Here is an 18,807-nt window from a genome sequence, read left to right as displayed (position 1 = left end):
AAGGTCACGTGGAAAAAGCCCTCTCGGGCTTTTTTCAGGTTGATCTGACGATTTTCTTTCAATCCTATGTGTTATTCGGCTCCCGTTCCGAATCTCTTCGCATTTCTAGCGCGGGCGCGTTCGATCTCGACCTCGCGATTGCGAGGCTCGGCGTTGGTGACGAGCGAGTCCAGCAGCTTCTGGGCAACTAGTGTGACTTCCTGGATGGCTTGCTGGAATGCCGCCTCATTTGCCTTCGAAGGCTCGGTGAATCCCGAAATCTTTCTTACGAATTGCAGCGAAGCTGCCTGAACCTCTTCGCCGGTAGCTGGCGGGTCGAAGTTGAATAGGGGCTTAATATTTCGGCACATAAGCAGTCTCCTTGTAATAACGATTTTGGATTTAATTTTACTATATTCCAATCTTCCTCTCCACGCAAAAAAAAGGCATAACGCAGAGGCTTCGAAAGTCCCTGTGTTATGCCTTTTTTTCAGGTGAGCGAAAGATTCTACTCGGCGCTGGACTCGCCAGTTTGGGCCGTTGCGGAAGTTCCCTTCAACTGTGAGGATAACTGCTCCACCTGCTCTTGGGATTCGCTGTCTTCCGCACTCGCTTGCGCAGCGTTAATGGCATGACTAATCACATCATTTTCTTCGTTTGTGGACATGTGAAATCACCTCCTCGTTATGTATGTACAAAGTATGCCGCATTCCACCTGTTTTCATACAAGATAATTAAGTTTCGCAGGTTAATAGGACGTACCTATAAAAGAGATAGGGTTTACCTACTTCACAAATAGGGGGACTGCCTCCATAATAGAAGAAAATGTAAATTGGTGAGGTGTTGGGAATGGGGAAATCATTTGAAGCCATGCTTCCTGAGCATGAGGCATTTATTGCCAAGCAGCATATCTTTTTTGTCGGGTCGGCTCCGCTTAGCGGGGAGGGGCATGTGAATCTTTCGCCGAAAGGGCACGACGTGCTGCGCGTGCTGTCTCCGACGAAAGTCGCTTATTTGGACTTAACCGGCAGCGGCAATGAAACGAGCGCGCATCTCGAAGAGAACGGGAGAATTACGCTCATGTTCACCGCTTTTGAAGGTCCGCCGATGATTGTGCGGTTGTATGGCGAGGGCCGTGTGGTTCTGCCGGATTCCCCCGATTGGGAGGAATTGCTTCCGAAGTTCACGCTCCTGCCGGGCGCACGCCAAATGATTGTGGTTGACGTGCATGAGGTGAAAGCGTCATGCGGCTTCAGCGTCCCTTTCTACACGTATGAGAAGGAAAGAGAGACGCTTCAGAAATGGGCCGCTACTAAAGACGAGCAGGGTTTGCTTGACTATCATAAGGAAAAAAACATGGTAAGCATGGATGGGTTGATGACCACGATCGGCCGAAAGTTATCCACAGGTACTGTGTCCTAACTTACTCGAAATGCTTTCGCAGCTCTGTAGGCACCTCGCGACTTTTGCGGGTGGCGCTATCCATCGTGACACTCGTGACGAGGGCGTCGGCGCATAGCTCGCCTCGTTCATTGACGATTTCCTGCTTCAGCACATAGCTGGATCTGCCCATTTTCTCGGGGCGGCAGCTTACTGTTAAGCGATCGCCTTGTTTGCACTCTTTTTTATAATTGATGTTGATGTTCACGGTGACGGTTTGAATGCCCATGCGGCTGAATGCCTCATAAGGCAGTTCGGACTGCTCGTACCATTCCTCGCGTCCCCATTCGAGATATTCTAAATATTTGGCGTTGTTCACGTGACCGTTCACATCGATTTCGGTGGATCGGACGATGATTTCAAGTTTGGCTTCCATTGGATGACGGCTCCTTTATCGAACACCTGGCATAGGCAGGTGTTTTTTTGTACAGATATGTTAAATCCTTTACAGAACTAGAGCGTTAGGGATACTCAGTCTAACACGCCAGAAAGTATATGTCGTCAGGTGCTGTGTGTGATGAGCTCGCAGAACGGAGAGACTCTGCACGCATCGTGTGGTACGAGCAGTTGGCAGGATGGACGTAGAAGATCCGGAAGTGCCACAGCAGTTTGGGTCACCCCATACCGCCTCGATCTGCGATAGACCGTCTTTTTGCACGGGTGAGCGGAACGTGAGTGCGTTATGAGGCGGTATTTTCGGTTGTAGGGACATTTCGCGGAACTACCGTACCTTATGAGCAGGAGATGCTGGGTTGTAGGTACGTTTTCGCTCATTTAACGCACCCTAGTTCCTCTCCAGGGGGAGAAAAGGGACGTTACCGTGGAATAAGGCTTCGTAGTTCCGTCGATATCGCTGTGCATGGGAATTGGCGATCCGGCAGCACCTCCTCCGTTTTCTTACGAAGCTTGCTGAGGCGAAATGTACCCGGAATCTTACAGGGGGGTCATGGGTGTGGGATAGAAAAGCGGTAGCGGCCGGAATCATACCCATTTCCCTCCCCATGCTCCAACGTATGGGTTTAGACAAGGACACAGCCTCAGGTTTTTTATTAATTCAGCGGTGACTAAGCCTATTATAGCTAAAATATCCGTGTGAAAAACAGCGGCTCCTCGGACCTTACTTGGAAAAGTTTTTTCTGAAACGGAGAGGAGAACCCGCCAGTTTAATGAATGAGCGGGGTTTATGCATTATTCATCCGAAGCGGCAACTTCGGGAAGCATCGTAATTTGCTGGCTCAGGTGGTTGAGGGACTGCACAATACGGCTTAGCACTTCATCAGCTTCGAAATAGGTTGTATGCGAAACGGGTGTCCAGCCCAACATCCCCGGACACTTCACTTCCATATCCTCGGTTACGACCTGATGATAATGCGGATTGAGGTTTTTGATCGGGTAGGCAATCAGATCATCCTTATCGTAGAAGTTGGCCCATTCGCCTATGCCAAGTTGCTGCAGGCCAGGTGCCGGTACGGAGATGGGAATGCCAAAATCTCGAAATCTCAGCGTCCATAAGGCGATTGGACTACCCATGGTATAGAAATGAGTAAGCGTTTCGCCTCGAACAAGGCGGGAGTGGCAGTTGTTAATCAGCGCCGCTGTTTTTGCACTCAACTTGCCATGCTGCAAATCATAGAAGAAATTGCTGGAAATAATCGTGCCCAGGCTATGGGCGATGATACAGAGAGGCGCATTTTCGCCGGCATCCTCAGCGAGGCTTTGCAAACAAGTCGCATAACGCAAATGGATGTCATCATAAATATAATCGTCCTGGCAGGGGCCATTTTCGGGAGGGATCGCTTGATAGGCAATAGCGTCGCCAAAATAATGAACGACAAATTGACGGAGTCCAGGGAACTTATCCCAATGGAGCTGATCGGCGTGTGTGTGATGCCACAGTTTTTTTTCCAGATGATCGGTGATGTCCGCCCAGAAGACCCCCTTCACAATCAGGTTGATATCCGGGTTTAATGCTGCTATTCGTTCCACCAACTCCCGTTTCATGTCCTCGTGAAAATTCGGCCCTTGTTGCCCCATACCATGAATAATGGCAACTGCTATGTTCATCCAATCACACACCTCCTAAAAATTACCAATACTACTTAAAGTATTCGTCAGGTGTGATTTTTTTCCTAGTTCGATTTGTGCCCTTATTAAAAAAATTAGGGCTGCATATGCGACGACGAAACAGGAAATGATTAGCGGGAAAAGAAATCAGGATGCGGCCAGGAGGAGGCAATACCTATGGAACAGGGTTATCGTATTGAACGCGATACGATGGGAGAAATCAGAGTGCCTGTGGATAAGTTGTGGGGGGCGCAAACGCAGCGCAGCTACGAGAATTTCAAGATTGGGACGGAGCGAATGCCTTTCCGGCTTATTCAAGCTTTTGCCATGTTGAAAAAGGCGGCTGCGCAGGTGAATCGCGAGCTCGGCGGGTTAACGCCGGAGAAGGCCGATGCTATCGCACAGGCGGCTGACGAAATCGTGCAGGGCCGCTGGAACGACGAGTTCCCGCTCGTCGTCTGGCAGACGGGCAGCGGGACGCAGTCGAACATGAACGTCAACGAGGTGATCGCACATCGCGGCAACGAGCTGCTGGCGGGGGCAGGGGATGGCGCTTCGCGCATCCATCCCAACGATGATGTGAATCGTTCGCAGAGCTCGAACGATACGTTCCCGACGGCGATGCATATCGCAGGCGTCATCGCCGTTGAGGAAGAGCTGCTGCCGGCGCTTGCGCTGCTGCAGGAGACGCTGCGCGCCAAGATGGAGGCCTACGCCTCCATCGTTAAGATCGGCCGCACCCACCTGCAGGATGCCACCCCGCTGACGCTGGGGCAGGAGATCAGCGGCTGGTGGGCGATGCTGGAGCAGGCCGCGCGCATGGTGCGCAGCAGCGTAGACACGATGCGCGAGCTGGCCATTGGCGGCACCGCGGTCGGCACGGGGCTGAACGCGCATCCCGAGTTCGGCGCGCGTGTCGCCGAAGCGCTCTCCCGCGAGACGGGGACGCGCTTCGTCTCGGCGGCGAACAAGTTTCATGCGCTGACCAGCCATGACCAGATCGTGCACACGCACGGCGCGCTGAAGGCGCTGGCGGCGAATCTGATGAAGCTCGCCAATGATGTGCGCTGGCTGGCGAGCGGTCCCCGCTGCGGAATCGGGGAAATCACGATTCCGGAGAACGAGCCCGGCAGCTCGATCATGCCGGGTAAGGTCAATCCCACGCAGAGCGAGGCGATGACGATGGTCGTCTGCCAAGTGATGGGCAACGATGCGGCCATCGGCTTCGCCGCGAGCCAGGGCAATTTTGAGCTGAACGTGTTCAAGCCCGTCATCATTTATAATTTCCTGCAGTCTGTACGACTGCTGGCGGACAGCATGCGCTCGTTCAACGATAACTGCCTTACAGGGATGGAGCCGAATCACGAAGTGATTCAGCGGAATCTGGAGCAGTCGCTCATGCTCGTTACGGCGCTCAACCCGTACATCGGGTATGAGAAGGCAGCGAGTATTGCGAAGCAAGCCCATAAGGAGGGGCTCACTTTGAAAGAGTCTGCCATTCGCAGCGGTTACCTGACAGCGGAGCAGTTCGACAGTTACGTGCGGCCGGAGAACATGGTGCAGCCGAAGGCGACCTAGTTATCTGGCAGCACGATTCTGCGAGTGACAGGTATCCATTGCCACGCCCTTCTCGAATTTTTCGGCTTATCTGTTTGCTTGCTGCCTATCGTTTTGTGCTTTTGTCTATTACGACGCATGCTGTTCCTTTCTACTAGATGGAAAACCTCCATCTAATCTTGCTCTACTTGAGATAATTGCGCATTTACAAGGAGAACCTGCTGTTAAATCAGCCATTTTGGCCAATTCTGAAGCGGACAGCCCAAATTAGATGGAGAAATTCCAGCAAGTCCTCTTTCAGCTCCGACGTTTCCAGCAATTAACGGGAGGTTTTCCTGTTAATCAAGGGGGCAGGTTGCTGCGAAGGCCTTGCTATTTTCCCAAGAACTTAATTTCCGGTTAACTCCGATGACGATTCGCAGACTCGGATTTACCGCCGGCAACGCGAGAATTAATCTTACTAGGATAGCCCCATTTCAAGGACAAATCGCCTGCGAGGGCGATTTTTTCTATTTCCTTCACATGTAGTTATCCATGTTTATTTTTAGTTATATCAAGGGAATATAACTTTCAAGTAATCTTAATAGTGTAAGCAAGACATATAACTAAACAGCATTTGGGAGGGTCACATATGAAGAAATCTTGGAAACAGTGGGTAGGCGTAGGCACAACGGTCATGATGGCTGCAACGGTAGTTGCCGGCTGCGGAAGCAATACCAGTACACCGCAAGATACCAACAAACCGGCTGCAACGACGGATGCGAACGCAAACGCGAATGCGAAACCGTTTGCAGGCAAAACGATTTCATTGGTTACCGCGAACCACCCTTGGGCCGACGCGATCAAGCCGTTGCTGCCTGACTTTGAGAAACAGACAGGAATCAAAGTCAACGTCGAGAGCTTCTTCGAGGATCAGCTGACACAGAAGCTGACTGTACAATTCACTTCAGGCTCGGCGACGCCGGATGTTTTCATGTATCGTCCGCTGCAAGAAGGCAAGCTGTTCTATAAGAACGGCTGGGTGCAGCCGCTCGACGATTACGCTCAGAAAGCGAAGGATTATGACTTTGCCGATTTCTCCAAATCTGCAATCGGATCAACGACTGTGGATGCCAAGCTGGCAGGCATTCCGATTATTACGGAGCAGGAGATTATGTATTACCGCAAGGATTTGCTGGAGAAGGCCGGTATTCCTGTGCCGAAAACCTTGGACGAACTGACTGCGGCGGTTAAAAAACTGCACGATCCGAAAAATGACATGTACGGTTTCGTCGCCAGGGGGCAACGTTCGCCTCTCGTTACACAAGTATCTTCCTTCTTGTATTCCGAAGGCGCAGACTTCACGAATGGCGACAAAGCGGTTATCAACACGCCGGAAGCTATTAAAGCCTTTACAACCTACGGCACATTGCTGAAAGATTACGCGCCTCCTGGCGTGCTGAACATGTCCTGGCCGCAAGCGTTCGCTATTTTTGCTCAAGGCAAGGTTGCGTTCTTGACAGATGCGAACTCCCTTTACAAAAATGCGACCGATCCAGCGAAATCCCAAGTTGCCGATAAAGTTGGCTTCGCCGTCTTCCCAGGGGGTAAAGCAGGTTCCAAGCCTTACAGCATTACATCTTGGGGACTTGCGATGAATGCCAAATCGGGCAATAAAGATGCGACATGGGCATTCATTCAATGGGCAACGAGCAAAGATATCGTGCTGAAAACACAGCAATTAGGCAACCCAGGCGCTCGCGCTTCCGTATGGGATAAACCGGAAGGCACGACAGGCTTCCCTGCTGAACTCGTACCGGTTATTAAAACAAGCGCACAAAATGGAGTTGACCACGACCGTCCGACAGTTATCAGTGTAGGTGAAGCTCGTGATGCGGTTGGTGAAATTGTTCAAAAAGTAATGTCTGGCGAAACAAACATTCAGCCTGTGGCGGACAAAGCCAATCAAGCGCTGCAAGTGATCATGGATAAAGATAAAACGAAGTAAGCAATGCAAACATAACAGTTCTATATGAGGGTCATCCCAGGTGGCCCTCTCTCTTCACCCTTAGCATAAGGGGGAGTCTCAACAGGAAGGGTGAATTCGCATGCAATACAGTTGGTTTAACCGCAATTTGAAATGGATCTACACCTTGCCGGCTGTTCTCTTCGTCCTGCTTATGATGCTGTTTCCCATCATCTATACGGTTCGGATCAGCTTCTACGAGTGGAGCATGTCCGCGACAACGCCGCCGCTCTGGGTAGGTTTGTCTAACTATATCGCGTTATTCAAGGACCAGCGTTTCTGGCATGCGACAGGCTCGACGTTTTATTTCACCATTCTGGCGCTTACCCTTGAAGTGGCTCTAGGTATCGCTATCGCCCTGCTGCTGTCCAGAGAGTTCAAAGGTAAAAATCTGGTGAAAACGGTTTTCCTGCTTCCCATGGTAGCAACGCCGGTGGCAATGGGCTTGGTCTGGATGCTGATCTATGAGCCGACCATTGGTATCGCCAATATGATGTTGAAATCGCTAGGCTTTCAGCCGTTGTTATGGCTGGCTTCGCCGAATCAGGTCATCCCCTCCCTGGTTATCGTAGATGTCTGGGAATGGACGCCGATGATTGCGCTCATTATTATGGCGGGCATCGCTACACTTCCGTCGGATCCCTATGAGGCGGCCGATGTAGATGGAGCAAGCACGTGGAGAAAATTCGTTTCGATCACGCTTCCTTTATTAAGGCCGACTATTATTGTGGCTGCCATGCTGCGCTTGATCGACGTTTTGAAAACGTTCGATATCATATATGCAACGACGCAAGGCGGGCCGAACTTTGCTTCGGAAACCTTGAATCTGTACGGCTATGTGCTCGGCTTCCAATACTTTAAGCTGGGTATGGCTTCATCGCTGCTTGTTATTTTCTTTGCCCTGGTAATGGGGTTGACGTTGTTTATGATCTGGATGCGCAAACGAATGGAGGGAGCCAACTCATGAAGAAAAGAAAAGGTCCCCAAATTGCGCAAACGCTGCTTACGTTCGTTGTTCTTATCGTTTTCGCTTTCCCGTTCATCTGGATGCTGCTTGCTTCTTTTAAGACACAATCGCAAATTCTTTCGACGGGTCAAATGTTTATTTTCAAGCCGACGTTTCATAACTATGTCAGTGTGTTCAAGGAATACGATTTCCTGAAATTCATTTGGAATAGCTTCATTGTTGCATTTGGTTCCACGCTGCTCTCCCTGATTCTGGGTCTTCCTGCAGCGTATGCGATTGCTAGGCACCACCTTCAGAAATTAGGACTTCTTATCTTAGTTGCGAGAATTATTCCGGGAATCACTTTCTTGATTCCTTGGTTCATCCTGTTCTCCAAAATTCATCTGGTGGACACGTATACAGCACTGATCTTAAGCCATATGCTCGTTGGTTTGCCGTTTATTATTTGGATCATGATCTCTTTCTTCGAGGCGCTTCCTACCGAAATTGAGGAATCGGGGCTTATCGACGGATGTACGCATCATCAAGTGTTTCTCCGCATTATTTTGCCGATTTCGGGACCGGGCGTTATTACCGCATCCCTGTTATCCTTCATCTTCTCGTGGAACAACTTTATGTTCTCCGTTATTTTGGCCGGGGACAAAACGAAAACGTTACCGATTGCCGTATTTAATTTTATGTCGTATTCAGAAATCAATTGGGGCGCGCTCATGGCAGCTGCCTGCATTATTACGCTTCCGGTGCTGATCATTGCGCTAGTCTCTCAACGTTATGTGGTGAGCGGGCTTTCTGCGGGTGCTGTTAAAGGCTAGTAAGGAAAAATTACGCTTACGGGAGTAGTCGGCTTATAATAAGGTGACTACTCTCGTGGCGTAAAATTCTATAGGGTAGTTAGCAGAAGCCGTAGAAAAGGTGATCGTGTCGTGCCCTATAAATTGAATATTTTCAGCAAAATATTGGTGTTGTTAGTCCTGCTCCTTACTCCAATCGTTGTGCTCTACAGTTTTTCGAACCGGATCACGAACAACGTTGTTCAGGATCAGATCCAGTCTTCGAATTTGAACCAGCTCTCATTCTTCCTGCATCAATTGGATACGAATGTGGAGCGTTTGGCCATGGCGCCTGTTATTCTCGGCAGCGATCCCTATATCCGGGAGTTTATCGACAAGAGCGGTTCGCCCGACTATGACATGCTGAAGGAGCAGTCAAGAATTATTGAGAAACTCAGCCTGCAGAGCGTGTCCAATGGATGGGTCAATGAGCTGAGCATCGCCATCCCTAAGGAGAAGAAGGTGCTGTCCTCCAGCATTTTCGTAAACGGTACGGATGTGTGGCCGTGGACAAGCGCGGTGCATCGCACCTGGTCCTATGAGGGAGAAAGCCTTACGAAGAATGGCGCCTCTTTCGTCAGGGAGATCAGCGAACCCGTTCGTGCGGAATACGTGAATCAGGCGCGTGTGTTATATCAAGTCAGATTTAGTGTGCAAAATATTATTCAACTTCTGGACGTGTACAAACAGGATAAGCGGAGCGACCCTTTTTTATTTCATCCCCAAGCGGGTTCGATCGTGAACAGCACTTCTCTGGGTACCATTACCGGAGCTATTCGTGACAATTTGGCAGGGCAAAGCTTGCCGGCTTCCGGTCAACTGCAATTTACGATCGACAACCAGCGGTACTTGATAAGCTATGTGAAATCTGAGCAATTGGGTTGGTATTTGGTTGACTACGTGCCTGTGCAGAAAATATTGTCGCCGATTACGACGACGCGCAACATGTTTTATATCTCTATCGCTCTGCTGCTCGGGATGAGTGTGCTGGCATCCTTCCTGCTGTACCGGAACGTACAGATTCCGATCGGCAAGATGATTCAGAGCGTGCAAAAAATGAAGCGGGGCGACTTGTCGGCTCGGATCGATTACCGGGCGAAAAATGAGTTTGATTTTCTCATTCAACGATTCAATGAAATGGGTGAGCAAATCCAGGTACTCGTAGAGGATGTGTACGCCGAAAAAATACGTTCCCGCGAGGCGACGCTCAAGCAATTGCAGTCGCAGATTCACCCGCATTTCCTGTATAATTCCTTGTTTTTCATTATCAATTCGGCGGAGCTGGAGGACAAAGAATCGGTCGTGGCGATGGCGCAAAATTTGGCCGAGTTCTACAGGTATACAACCCGGGTGGAGAATCAAATGGTTCGTTTGAAAGACGAAGTGGACCTGGTTGGCCATTATTTGACCATTCAAACGCTCCGCATTCATCGGTTAACCTTCGAAATGGCTGTGCCGCAGGCGATGATGGGCGAACGGATTCCGCGGCTTATCCTTCAGCCTCTGGTGGAGAATGCGATTATCCACGGCATCGAGCGCAGCATGCAAGGCGATCGTATCACGATAACCGGCAAGCAGGATGAAGACTGGAATTGCCTCATTGTGGAAGACAACGGCGGCGACGTTTCGGACGAGGTGCTGAATCGGCTTCATAAGGAGCTGCAGGCCACGATGACCGATGAAATTGGCTGTGGAACCTGGAATGTGCACCACCGTCTGTTCTATCAATTTGGCGCTGGCTCAGGGCTCACTTTCCAACGAGCGGAGAGCGGCGGAATGAGAGCCATTCTGACTTGGAGCCGTCATGCTCAGGGGAGTCAGCTGGGGACAGAGGAGAGAAGCGGATGATTCAGCTTTTAATTGTCGATGATGAAGTTCATGTGGTCGAGCGGCTTTGTTCCACGATTAATTGGGCGTCGCTTGGCATAGAACAAGTGTTCAAAGCCTATTCCGGGCAAGAAGCGCTCGAGCTGCTCGAGCAGATTTCTATCGATATTGTCATTACAGATATCCAGATGCCTGGCCTATCGGGCTTGCAGCTTATTGCGGCGGTCAACGGTCGGTGGCCGAAGACGAAATGTATTTTGCTTTCCGGCTATTCGGATTTCAATTATGCCAAAGAGGCTATCCTCCAAGGTTCGGAGGACTATTTGCTGAAGCCTGTAACGGAAGAAGATCTGTTGTCCACAGTCAGGCGCGTCATGGATAAGCAGCAGCGGGAATGGGAAGAAGTCGTTTCCAGACAGCGGTTGACCTATACCTTACAGGAAAATCTCCCCCTGTTGCGGGGCAATTTATTGAACGATTTGCTGCAGGGCCGTAAAATCTCGGAGCAGTCCTTGCGGGATAAAATGCATACGCTGTCGCTGATCGATTACCATGAACAGACCTTTGCTATTATGATGATTCGCCTGGAATCCGAGTTTCTTGAATACGATATAGGGCGATTATCGTTAATGGAATATGCCATCAGCAATATGGTGGAAGAGTTGTTCGGGGAGAAGTTCGACAGCTGGCATACGAAGGATGCCCATGATTATCTGGTTTTCGTGATGAAAGGCAAGCAAGATAGCCCCGATAAGGAAGACATGGCTTGGTTGGAACGGACTGCGTCTGTGCTGCAATCGGCCGTGAAAAACTATTTAAAAGGAAAAATATCGATTCTCGTCTCCAGCTGGGGCCGTTTTCCCCATGATATGAATACGCTCTATAACCGTTCGCTGAGCGCTTTTCGCAAACGGATCGGCAGCGAGCATGAGCTGTTTATGCGGCTTGGCGACGAGGCTGCCCTAACCGAGTTATCCGCTTTACAACGGTTATATGAGCCGCCGACGCTCAATCATTTGCTTGAGGCTGCGCGTTGGGAGGATACCGAGGAGAAGCTTCGCGTCATTTTCGATGAAATGGAAGCGAAGTATTCCGAATCTCAGGAGCATTTGCTGGAAGTGTATTTTTCTATAGCTTCTGCCTTTGCGTATATCGCTCACAAAAATGGACGGCAGCTTCATCTGCTCATCGGGACTGACTACGACCGCATGATGGAGGGTGTCCCTTTTCGCACGGTTAACCAGCTTCGGGAATGGTCGGTGCGGGCTCTGCAGCGGATGAAAGAAGATATGGATCAGGAGCGGAAAGACAGCAGGGTTTCGCTCATCAACGATATTCGTTCGTTCATCGAGCAACATCTGGCGAGTGATGTCTCCCTGCAATCCATTGCGGAACATGTGTATCTGCATCCGGTGTATGTGTCCAAAATCTATAAGCTGGAAACAGGCGATAACTTAAGCGATTATGTGAATCGATTGCGTATGGATAAAGCTGCGCATGTCTTGAAGCATAGTCAGGATAAAATTTATGAAATCGCTACGCAGTTGGGCTATCAGCGCCCGCATTCGTTTAACCATGCGTTCAAGAAGCATTACGGCATGACGCCGCAGGAGTATAGGGATCAGTATTCATAGTGCGGAAGAGGGGGCAGCAGCTGTGCAAGAGATGACTCAACGCGTCAAGCAATCGAAGATTATTGTCATCATTAGAGGAATCGAAGCATCGATGGCGGATCCGCTCTTCGAGGCGTTGTACGAGGGAGGAATCCGCTTCGCGGAAGTGACGCTGAACACGCCGGATGCGCTGAATATCATCCATGCGATGCGGGACAAGTATGAGGGCCGTATGTCGGTCGGTGCTGGGACGGTGCTTAACGCCAGGATGGCGCATGAGGCGATGCAAGCCGGGGCTGAGTTTTTAATTTCTCCGAACGTGGATCAAGGCATGATCGAAGCCGCTTTATCCCGGGGCGTGCTCCCCATGCCGGGAGCGATGACGCCGACGGAAATTGTGCAAGCCATCCACTACGGTGCCCCTATGGCCAAGGTTTTTCCTTGCTCGAGCTTGGGTCCCGGCTATATCAAAGAACTTCGCGGCCCTCTGGGCCATATCGATATGTTAGCCGTTGGCGGCGTCACCAAGGAGAATGCCGCCGCTTTTCTCGAAGCGGGAGCAATTGGAGTTGGAGTAGGCGGAAGTTTGGTTTCCCTCCATGACATCCAACAAGGGCACTATGCAGCTATTGCGCAGTATGCTAAGCAACTAGTAGCCGCTGTGAACGAGACTTCATCCACGAGAGGGGATTTCTAATATGAAAATTACGAAATTGGAGCTATTCAAAGTGCCGCCGAGATGGCTGTTTCTGAAGATCGAGACGGATGAAGGCATTACAGGTTGGGGAGAGCCTGTCGTAGAGGGCAAGGCAGACACAGTAGCAGCGGCAGTCAGAGAAATGAGCGATCATATCATCGGCACCGATCCCATGCGAATCGAGGATTTGTTCCAAGTGCTGTATCGCGGCGGATTCTACCGCGGAGGCCCGATTCTGTCCAGCGCGATTTCCGGGATTGAGCAGGCGTTATGGGATATCAAGGGCAAGTTCTACAATGCCCCTGTGTATGATCTGCTAGGCGGCGCGTGCCGCGACCGGACACGGGTGTATTCGTGGATTGGCGGCGACCGTCCAAGCGACGTTGGTCAGGCCGCCAAGCAGCAAGTCGCGGCGGGATTTACGGCGGTGAAGATGAACGCGACCGAAGAAATGCACTACATCGATTCGATTGGCAAAGTAGACGAGGCGATCGCCCGTATTGCCGCAGTTCGCGAGGCCGTCGGCAAAGAAGTCGGTATTGGCATTGATTTTCACGGCCGTGTACATAAGTCGATGGCCAAAATCATCGTCAAGGAGCTGGAACCCTACCGGCCGATGTTCATTGAAGAGCCTGTTTTGCCGGAAAATAACGAAGCGCTGAAGGAAATTGCCCGCTATACCTCCTGTCCGATTGCGACAGGGGAGAGAATGTATACGCGATGGGGCTTCAAAGAACTGCTCGCCCAAGGCATTGTAGACATCATCCAACCGGATCTGTCTCACGCAGGCGGCATTCTGGAGACGCGCAAAATCGCCGCGATGGCGGAAGCTTACGATATCGCCGTAGCGCCGCATTGCCCGCTAGGCCCTATCGCTTTGGCAGCGTGCCTGCAGCTGGATACCTGCTCTCCGAACGCTTTTATTCAAGAGCAAAGCCTGGGCATTCACTACAATCAAGGCAGCGATTTGCTAGATTATTTAGTGGACCCTTCCGTGTTCAAGTATGAGGAGGGCTTTGTGAAGAACTTAACCGCTCCCGGACTCGGCATCGAAGTGAACGAAGCGAAGGTGCGGGAGATGGCCGCTATTGGACATAATTGGAAAAACCCGGTTTGGCGACAAGCGGACGGTACCGTCGCGGAGTGGTAAACCGGTACTGCCAAGTTGCGCAAATCAATGAATGAGGCTATCCCTTAAGCAGCTAATCTGCTTAGGGGATAGCCTCTTCAATTTGCAGCTTATGCTGTTATGACCCGAATATAAAAATTCATTTTGTTGGAAAATTTTATAAGAATTTTACATTTAATCTTCAGATATCGACAGTCTTTCCCTCTCATTAATATATATACTAATTTTGAAAAAAATGAAACTTGGAGGGAATATAATGGAGATCAAAAAAGAATGGATCGAGCCCTGCTTGGAAGTTTTGGATGTAAGGGAAACCGCGCAGCAGCCAACATGGAGATTCAAGGAACCCGATGATCATCATGATTTTTGGTACAGGGAATTATTTCTGGTCAGCTAATCAACTAAGCAACGACTAAATTCGACGAAATAAAGGAGGATGTTGCATGATCAAAAAAATCGTATTAAGTATCGTTCTAGCATTTTCCGTTGTCGCCTTCGGTTCGGCAGCCTATGCCGCTGCGGACAATGCCAGTCTTTCCGGCAGCGAGGCTGTTACAATCCCCGATGCTAAACTAGAATCGGTAGTACGAGCAACGTTAAAGAAGCAGAATGGCAGCATTACCGTTTCCGATATGGAGCAGCTCACTGTTTTGGATGCGAACTATCTCAATATCAAAAACCTGCAAGGGTTGGAGTACGCCAAAAAACTGAAATCGCTTAAACTGAAGTATAACGAAATTACTGATCTCACGCCGATCTCCAATTTAACTTCCCTGGAGACACTAGCTTTTGGATTGAACAAAACGCTCACAGTCTTCCCCTCCCTTCCGAAACTTAGCAATCTAACTTCCCTTGATTTCGAAGAAAGCCAGTTTAGTGATATCTCAAATCTTAAGGACTTACCGAATCTTAGCTCTCTCACCATTAGTGATAATCGAATCAGCGATTTTTCTCCGTTATCCAACCTCAGCAAGTTGAAAACTCTTTGGGCTACTAACGTTAATATGACTGACCTTTCTCCGCTTGCCGGGGCTACATCCCTTGAATATCTGTACTTGGGTACCTTTCCATACCACAGCAATATGAATGAAATCTCCGACCTCTCTCCGCTTAAAAACCTGAAAAACTTGATTGAATTGAGTGTACACGATAATAATGTCACGGACCTAAGTATACTCGAACAGTTATCCCCCCGACTAAACTATATTGATTTGAATTCAAACCAAATAACGGATATTGCCCCTCTCTATAACTTCTATTTAAAAGGCGGCTTAAAGGGTAAAACCATAGACATTAGAGGTAACCCTCTGAATGTTTATGCAGGTTCAAAAGCTTGGGATCAACTTATGTATATGAAGGATCATGGTGGCTCGACTATCGATTTCAAATCATACTCCACTTCAACTCCACCCAAGGCAAGCGATATTACCGTTTATAATAATGGATTTGTCGTTATCAAAAATGTGCGTAAGGGCATTCGGAGAATTTATGTTGAAAGAGAGATATACCCGAATTTTTTTGATACTGTGGGGTATGCAGATGTAACCCCTAATGCTACTGTTATTCAAATCCCGCTTGATCTTGGACCAATTGATCCTGGAGGCGGTAAAGTTTACGTGTCTGTCGAAGATTTTATAATGCGGGCTAGTTATGAAGTCGGAGTTTCATATGACCCTTTAACCGCAGCCGATAATCTGCCGCCGGTCACGAAATACCAAGTGCAGCCTGTATACGAGACTTCCAGCAAAGGCGAACGCTATATCAAAGCTTCGACGATTACACTTACAGCATCCGATAGCAGCGGCATTCAATCAACCAAGTATCGCATCAATGGCGGCAACTGGACGAGCTATACGGAGCCGTTCACGATACTCGCGAAAGACACGCTGAAAGTTGAGTACATGAGTACGGATTCGAATGGAAATATCGAGGATATCAACGTGATGGATTTCGACCGCGGCACGTTCGTTGGCGCCGGTAGAGCCGATTAATTGAAAAAGGATGACCTCTCACGGCTATACCGGAGGTCATCCTTTTCATTGGCAACGTTTTTCCGCCAATACATTTCAACCATTAGTTTTTACTCACAAACGAGTAGACCCATGCAATTGCGCATGGGTCTACTCGTTTGCACACACCCGCATGGGGATCCGTGCAGTCGTTCATCTTCTGCTGCTTGTGTTCGATAAGGTGGGGAGCATCTTCAAATCCTTCACCATAGACGAATTACAAATCGGACATACGGGACTTTCATCGAAAGAGAAGTTATCCCGCATCCAGCAGGAGCACTGCTCAGTAGAGCAAGTCCAGATGCTTGTTTGTTCTTCCGGGACAGGTTCCAACGATTTCTTTGAAAAATACAATCGAACTCCTCCTTATCAAAAGTAGACTCAGACTCGCAAGCAGCTTCCTTCATATGTGGTGGACTACAGCTTAACTACATTTTCAGCCTGTGGCCCGCGGTTACCTTGAACAACTTCAAATTGAACACGCTCGCCTTCATCCAAACTTTTGAAGCCTTCACCTGTAATAGCGCTGAAGTGGACGAATACGTCTTTACCGCCTTCAACTTCGATGAACCCAAAACCTTTTTCCGCATTAAACCATTTAACCGTACCTGTTTCCATGTTTACAAAAACCTCCAACAATAATTTGTGCGCAGCTTGCCGTGACTACCTTGGCCCGGACAGCTTGTTAACGCAGCTTTGATAATATATCCAAAAGATCCAGAGCTTATTCCACTTTTGGCTAAAAATTCATAAAAGTGTGCCGTGTCACAAAATCGGAGGGTGTTCCGTCTCAAGAGCATTAAGGGATGGGAAGGGGATATTCAAGATGGAACAACACATCGTTATTGTTGGCGGGGGCTATGCAGGCCTCAATATGGTCAATTCGCTGCTGAAGCAGTTTGATGGGCAATCGCATGTGCGGATGACCTTGATTGACAAGGAGCCGCACCATCTTAGGAAAGTGCTGCTTTTTCAAGGCGCAGTGGAGGAGAAGAGCCTTGCAATTCCGTTCTCCTCTTACTTTGACGGCAAGGTTGAGATCCTGCAAGCCGAGCTTGCTTCTGTCGAACATGAACAGCAGTTAGTCATGCTCAAGCATACGAGCGGACGAAGCGAAGCGCTTCGCTATGACCGGCTGATTCTGTGCCTAGGCAGTAAAGTCGTGTCGGCCGGGCCTGAGCAGGGCGGTATATCATTAACGGACATGGACAGCAGCGCAAGCATACGAGCGCAGTTGGAGCATGGCGTGGATAGCGCCCGTCAAGCATCAGAAGATGCAGAGCGGCGGAGGCTCCTGTCCGTGGCGGTAGTCGGAGGCGGCATTACTGGCATCGAGACCACCAGCGAGCTTGTTTGCGGCTTGCGGAACAAGGCCGCAGCAGCGGGGCTTGACCCAGCGTTAGTCAGCGTGACGCTGGTGAACTCGCAGGCGAGGCTTCTCGAGGCCGCTCCGCCGCACGTGAGCCGGCGGCTCGAGAAGGAGCTGGGCGAGCTAGGCGTCAGCGTGCTGCACGGCGCGAGGGCAGCAGCTTTTCGCGAAGGCGCGGTTCAACTGCAGGGTGGTGGCAGCATATCTGCCCGCACGTGCGTCTGGACGCTAGGCCTTCGCCCGAACCCGCTGGTGCGGCAGCTGGGCTTGGCAGTTGAGCGTAATGGCAAGTTGCAGGTGGACGCGCGTTACCATGTGGTTGGCGCTGAGAACGTGTACGCCATCGGCGACTGCGCGCATGTCGTAGACCCTGCAACCGGTCAAGCGGACGGCATGACTTGCAAAGAAGCGATTCCGCAAGCGGCGCGGCTGGCTAAGATAATTAAAGCGGAGCTCGCCGGTGATAAGGGACCGGAGCACGCTCCTTTTACTAACCTGTTCTGCATTGGGCTTGGGCCTGAGAAGGGTTTTGTTTGGATTCAAAAATGGGGATTGAATCTGATGATAACAGGCAAAGCAGGCCGCCAATTCCGCAGAATGACATGGGATATGGCCAGTTTAATGAATCGCAAGGCGATGAAGGGGCAGAATCATCAAGTCCAACCCAGATAACGACTCTCCTCCCATGGAAGAAATGTCCATTGACTTAATATTGTGAATTGTCTTACAATTTAATCAAAGGCATCCTTTTTGAAATGGGGGGATGGTAAGATGAATGCGTCAGACATTATGGTTTCTCACGTGGTTAAGGTTTTGGAAGGGGATACAATCCGCACCGTTTTGGAAAAATTCGTGACGCACCGTATCGGCGGCATGCCAGTCGTTAATCATTGCAACCAGATTAAAGGCTATATCAGCGATGGCGATATCATGCGCGCGGTTGGCTCGCAGACGAAGATTGTCGTGGCTTCTCCATTTTTCACATCGACATGGCTGGACACGCAAACGATGGAAGACAAGTACCGGGATATTGTCACGGCCAATGTCATGGAATTTGCAACGAAAAAAGTTGTCACTGTAGGGGTGGATATGCCGATTGATGAGGTTGCTACGATTCTTGGCAGAAAACATCTTAAAAAAGTCATTGTGGAGAAGAACGGCGGTTACCTGACGGGCATTATTAGCCGCGGAGATGTGATGCGTTTCTTGAATAATCAGTATGTACACAAACAACTAAGTTAATTTTACGGGGATTCCCGTTGATTTGAATTGCCAGCATGCTTTTGAAAGGTTTGCGGCTCAAACATGAAACAGCTCGCCA

The 18,807-nt window shown here is 49.8% G+C and carries 19 protein-coding genes; 13 read left to right on the top strand and 6 right to left on the bottom strand.

Annotated elements, in window-relative coordinates:
- Positions 1-71: 71 nt before the first annotated feature.
- Positions 72-350 (bottom strand): DUF2277 domain-containing protein, encoded by a 279-nt coding sequence (locus tag ABRS97_RS18080; protein WP_367816202.1) that lies wholly within the window; start codon positions 348-350, stop codon positions 72-74.
- A 137-nt stretch (positions 351-487) separates the two neighbouring features.
- Entirely contained in the window at positions 488-646 is a 159-nt protein-coding gene (locus ABRS97_RS18075; protein WP_367816200.1) for a hypothetical protein, read from the bottom strand.
- 182 nt (positions 647-828) lie between these two features.
- Between ABRS97_RS18075 and ABRS97_RS18070 the strand changes: the two genes are divergently transcribed.
- Positions 829-1,401, top strand: coding sequence for a pyridoxamine 5'-phosphate oxidase family protein (locus tag ABRS97_RS18070; RefSeq protein ID WP_367816199.1), 573 nt, complete (start codon positions 829-831; stop codon positions 1,399-1,401).
- Between the two features lies 1 nt (position 1,402).
- Here ABRS97_RS18070 and ABRS97_RS18065 read toward each other — a convergent pair whose 3' ends face one another.
- Together ABRS97_RS18065 and ABRS97_RS18060 are read right to left on the bottom strand one after the other, a co-directional pair.
- Entirely contained in the window at positions 1,403-1,795 is a 393-nt protein-coding gene (locus ABRS97_RS18065; protein ID WP_367816197.1) for an acyl-CoA thioesterase, read from the bottom strand.
- 812 nt (positions 1,796-2,607) lie between these two features.
- Positions 2,608-3,483, bottom strand: a complete 876-nt coding sequence (locus ABRS97_RS18060; protein ID WP_367816195.1) for a chemotaxis protein — start codon at positions 3,481-3,483, stop codon at positions 2,608-2,610.
- A gap of 177 nt (positions 3,484-3,660) precedes the next feature.
- Between ABRS97_RS18060 and fumC the strand changes: the two genes are divergently transcribed.
- The 10 genes from fumC (at position 3,661) to ABRS97_RS18010 (ending at position 16,099) form a co-directional block, all read left to right on the top strand.
- Positions 3,661-5,061 (top strand): class II fumarate hydratase, encoded by a 1,401-nt coding sequence (gene fumC, locus ABRS97_RS18055; protein ID WP_367816193.1) that lies wholly within the window; start codon positions 3,661-3,663, stop codon positions 5,059-5,061.
- A gap of 610 nt (positions 5,062-5,671) precedes the next feature.
- A complete protein-coding gene (locus ABRS97_RS18050; protein WP_367816191.1) occupies positions 5,672-7,027 on the top strand; it encodes an ABC transporter substrate-binding protein in 1,356 nt (451 codons plus the stop codon).
- Between the two features lie 100 nt (positions 7,028-7,127).
- The gene (locus ABRS97_RS18045; RefSeq protein ID WP_367816190.1) at positions 7,128-8,012 is read left to right on the top strand and encodes a carbohydrate ABC transporter permease; all 885 of its coding nucleotides are present in this window, start codon (positions 7,128-7,130) and stop codon (positions 8,010-8,012) included.
- The gene (locus ABRS97_RS18040; protein WP_367816188.1) at positions 8,009-8,824 is read left to right on the top strand and encodes a carbohydrate ABC transporter permease; all 816 of its coding nucleotides are present in this window, start codon (positions 8,009-8,011) and stop codon (positions 8,822-8,824) included. Before ABRS97_RS18045 ends, ABRS97_RS18040 begins: the two co-directional genes overlap by 4 nt.
- A 111-nt stretch (positions 8,825-8,935) precedes the next feature.
- Positions 8,936-10,690 carry a sensor histidine kinase gene (locus ABRS97_RS18035; RefSeq protein ID WP_367816186.1) on the top strand — a complete coding sequence of 585 codons (1,755 nt, stop codon included), beginning with the start codon at positions 8,936-8,938 and terminating at the stop codon, positions 10,688-10,690.
- Entirely contained in the window at positions 10,687-12,303 is a 1,617-nt protein-coding gene (locus tag ABRS97_RS18030) for a response regulator (RefSeq protein ID WP_367816184.1), read from the top strand. The genes ABRS97_RS18035 and ABRS97_RS18030 overlap by 4 nt, the downstream gene beginning before the upstream one ends.
- Before the next feature lie 31 nt (positions 12,304-12,334).
- Positions 12,335-12,979 carry a bifunctional 4-hydroxy-2-oxoglutarate aldolase/2-dehydro-3-deoxy-phosphogluconate aldolase gene (locus ABRS97_RS18025; RefSeq protein ID WP_367816360.1) on the top strand — a complete coding sequence of 215 codons (645 nt, stop codon included), beginning with the start codon at positions 12,335-12,337 and terminating at the stop codon, positions 12,977-12,979.
- Between the two features lies 1 nt (position 12,980).
- A complete protein-coding gene (gene dgoD / locus ABRS97_RS18020; RefSeq protein WP_367816182.1) occupies positions 12,981-14,129 on the top strand; it encodes a galactonate dehydratase in 1,149 nt (382 codons plus the stop codon).
- Positions 14,130-14,364: 235 nt separating this feature from the next.
- The gene (locus ABRS97_RS18015) at positions 14,365-14,505 is read left to right on the top strand and encodes a paeninodin family lasso peptide (protein ID WP_367816181.1); all 141 of its coding nucleotides are present in this window, start codon (positions 14,365-14,367) and stop codon (positions 14,503-14,505) included.
- Positions 14,506-14,551: 46 nt separating this feature from the next.
- Positions 14,552-16,099 (top strand): leucine-rich repeat domain-containing protein, encoded by a 1,548-nt coding sequence (locus ABRS97_RS18010; RefSeq protein WP_367816180.1) that lies wholly within the window; start codon positions 14,552-14,554, stop codon positions 16,097-16,099.
- Between the two features lie 171 nt (positions 16,100-16,270).
- On the opposite strand, the gene ABRS97_RS18005 is transcribed toward ABRS97_RS18010, so the two are convergent.
- Complete coding sequence (locus ABRS97_RS18005; protein WP_367816178.1) at positions 16,271-16,471, bottom strand: cold-shock protein; 201 nt, start codon at positions 16,469-16,471, stop codon at positions 16,271-16,273.
- A gap of 63 nt (positions 16,472-16,534) precedes the next feature.
- Positions 16,535-16,735 (bottom strand): cold-shock protein, encoded by a 201-nt coding sequence (locus ABRS97_RS18000; protein WP_163949983.1) that lies wholly within the window; start codon positions 16,733-16,735, stop codon positions 16,535-16,537.
- Between the two features lie 208 nt (positions 16,736-16,943).
- Here ABRS97_RS18000 and ABRS97_RS17995 point away from each other — a divergent pair, with 208 nt between their 5' ends.
- Both ABRS97_RS17995 and ABRS97_RS17990 read left to right on the top strand, forming a co-directional pair.
- On the top strand, positions 16,944-18,158 hold the full coding sequence (locus ABRS97_RS17995) for an NAD(P)/FAD-dependent oxidoreductase (RefSeq protein WP_367816177.1): 1,215 nt from the start codon (positions 16,944-16,946) through the stop codon (positions 18,156-18,158).
- A 99-nt stretch (positions 18,159-18,257) separates the two neighbouring features.
- Positions 18,258-18,728 carry a CBS domain-containing protein gene (locus ABRS97_RS17990; RefSeq protein ID WP_367816175.1) on the top strand — a complete coding sequence of 157 codons (471 nt, stop codon included), beginning with the start codon at positions 18,258-18,260 and terminating at the stop codon, positions 18,726-18,728.
- Positions 18,729-18,807: the final 79 nt, after the last annotated feature.

The sequence above is a fragment of the Paenibacillus tabacirhizosphaerae genome (assembly GCF_040812395.1).
Lineage (GTDB): Bacteria > Bacillota > Bacilli > Paenibacillales > NBRC-103111 > Paenibacillus_E.
The sequence above is the reverse complement of the archived record's forward strand: the minus strand, read 5'-3'. Positions and strand labels throughout refer to the sequence as shown.

Bases quoted from the DNA above. Each gene is read 5' to 3' on its own strand.
- ABRS97_RS18080 (WP_367816202.1), bottom strand. From the start codon at position 350: ATGTGCCGAAATATTAAGCCCCTATTCAACTTCGACCCGCCAGCTACC.
- ABRS97_RS18075 (WP_367816200.1), bottom strand. From the start codon at position 646: ATGTCCACAAACGAAGAAAATGATGTGATTAGTCATGCCATTAACGCT.
- ABRS97_RS18070 (WP_367816199.1), top strand. From the start codon at position 829: ATGGGGAAATCATTTGAAGCCATGCTTCCTGAGCATGAGGCATTTATT.
- ABRS97_RS18065 (WP_367816197.1), bottom strand. From the start codon at position 1,795: ATGGAAGCCAAACTTGAAATCATCGTCCGATCCACCGAAATCGATGTG.
- ABRS97_RS18060 (WP_367816195.1), bottom strand. From the start codon at position 3,483: ATGAACATAGCAGTTGCCATTATTCATGGTATGGGGCAACAAGGGCCG.
- fumC (WP_367816193.1), top strand. From the start codon at position 3,661: ATGGAACAGGGTTATCGTATTGAACGCGATACGATGGGAGAAATCAGA.
- ABRS97_RS18050 (WP_367816191.1), top strand. From the start codon at position 5,672: ATGAAGAAATCTTGGAAACAGTGGGTAGGCGTAGGCACAACGGTCATG.
- ABRS97_RS18045 (WP_367816190.1), top strand. From the start codon at position 7,128: ATGCAATACAGTTGGTTTAACCGCAATTTGAAATGGATCTACACCTTG.
- ABRS97_RS18040 (WP_367816188.1), top strand. From the start codon at position 8,009: ATGAAGAAAAGAAAAGGTCCCCAAATTGCGCAAACGCTGCTTACGTTC.
- ABRS97_RS18030 (WP_367816184.1), top strand. From the start codon at position 10,687: ATGATTCAGCTTTTAATTGTCGATGATGAAGTTCATGTGGTCGAGCGG.
- ABRS97_RS18025 (WP_367816360.1), top strand. From the start codon at position 12,335: ATGACTCAACGCGTCAAGCAATCGAAGATTATTGTCATCATTAGAGGA.
- dgoD (WP_367816182.1), top strand. From the start codon at position 12,981: ATGAAAATTACGAAATTGGAGCTATTCAAAGTGCCGCCGAGATGGCTG.
- ABRS97_RS18015 (WP_367816181.1), top strand. From the start codon at position 14,365: ATGGAGATCAAAAAAGAATGGATCGAGCCCTGCTTGGAAGTTTTGGAT.
- ABRS97_RS18010 (WP_367816180.1), top strand. From the start codon at position 14,552: ATGATCAAAAAAATCGTATTAAGTATCGTTCTAGCATTTTCCGTTGTC.
- ABRS97_RS18000 (WP_163949983.1), bottom strand. From the start codon at position 16,735: ATGGAAACAGGTACGGTTAAATGGTTTAATGCGGAAAAAGGTTTTGGG.
- ABRS97_RS17995 (WP_367816177.1), top strand. From the start codon at position 16,944: ATGGAACAACACATCGTTATTGTTGGCGGGGGCTATGCAGGCCTCAAT.
- ABRS97_RS17990 (WP_367816175.1), top strand. From the start codon at position 18,258: ATGAATGCGTCAGACATTATGGTTTCTCACGTGGTTAAGGTTTTGGAA.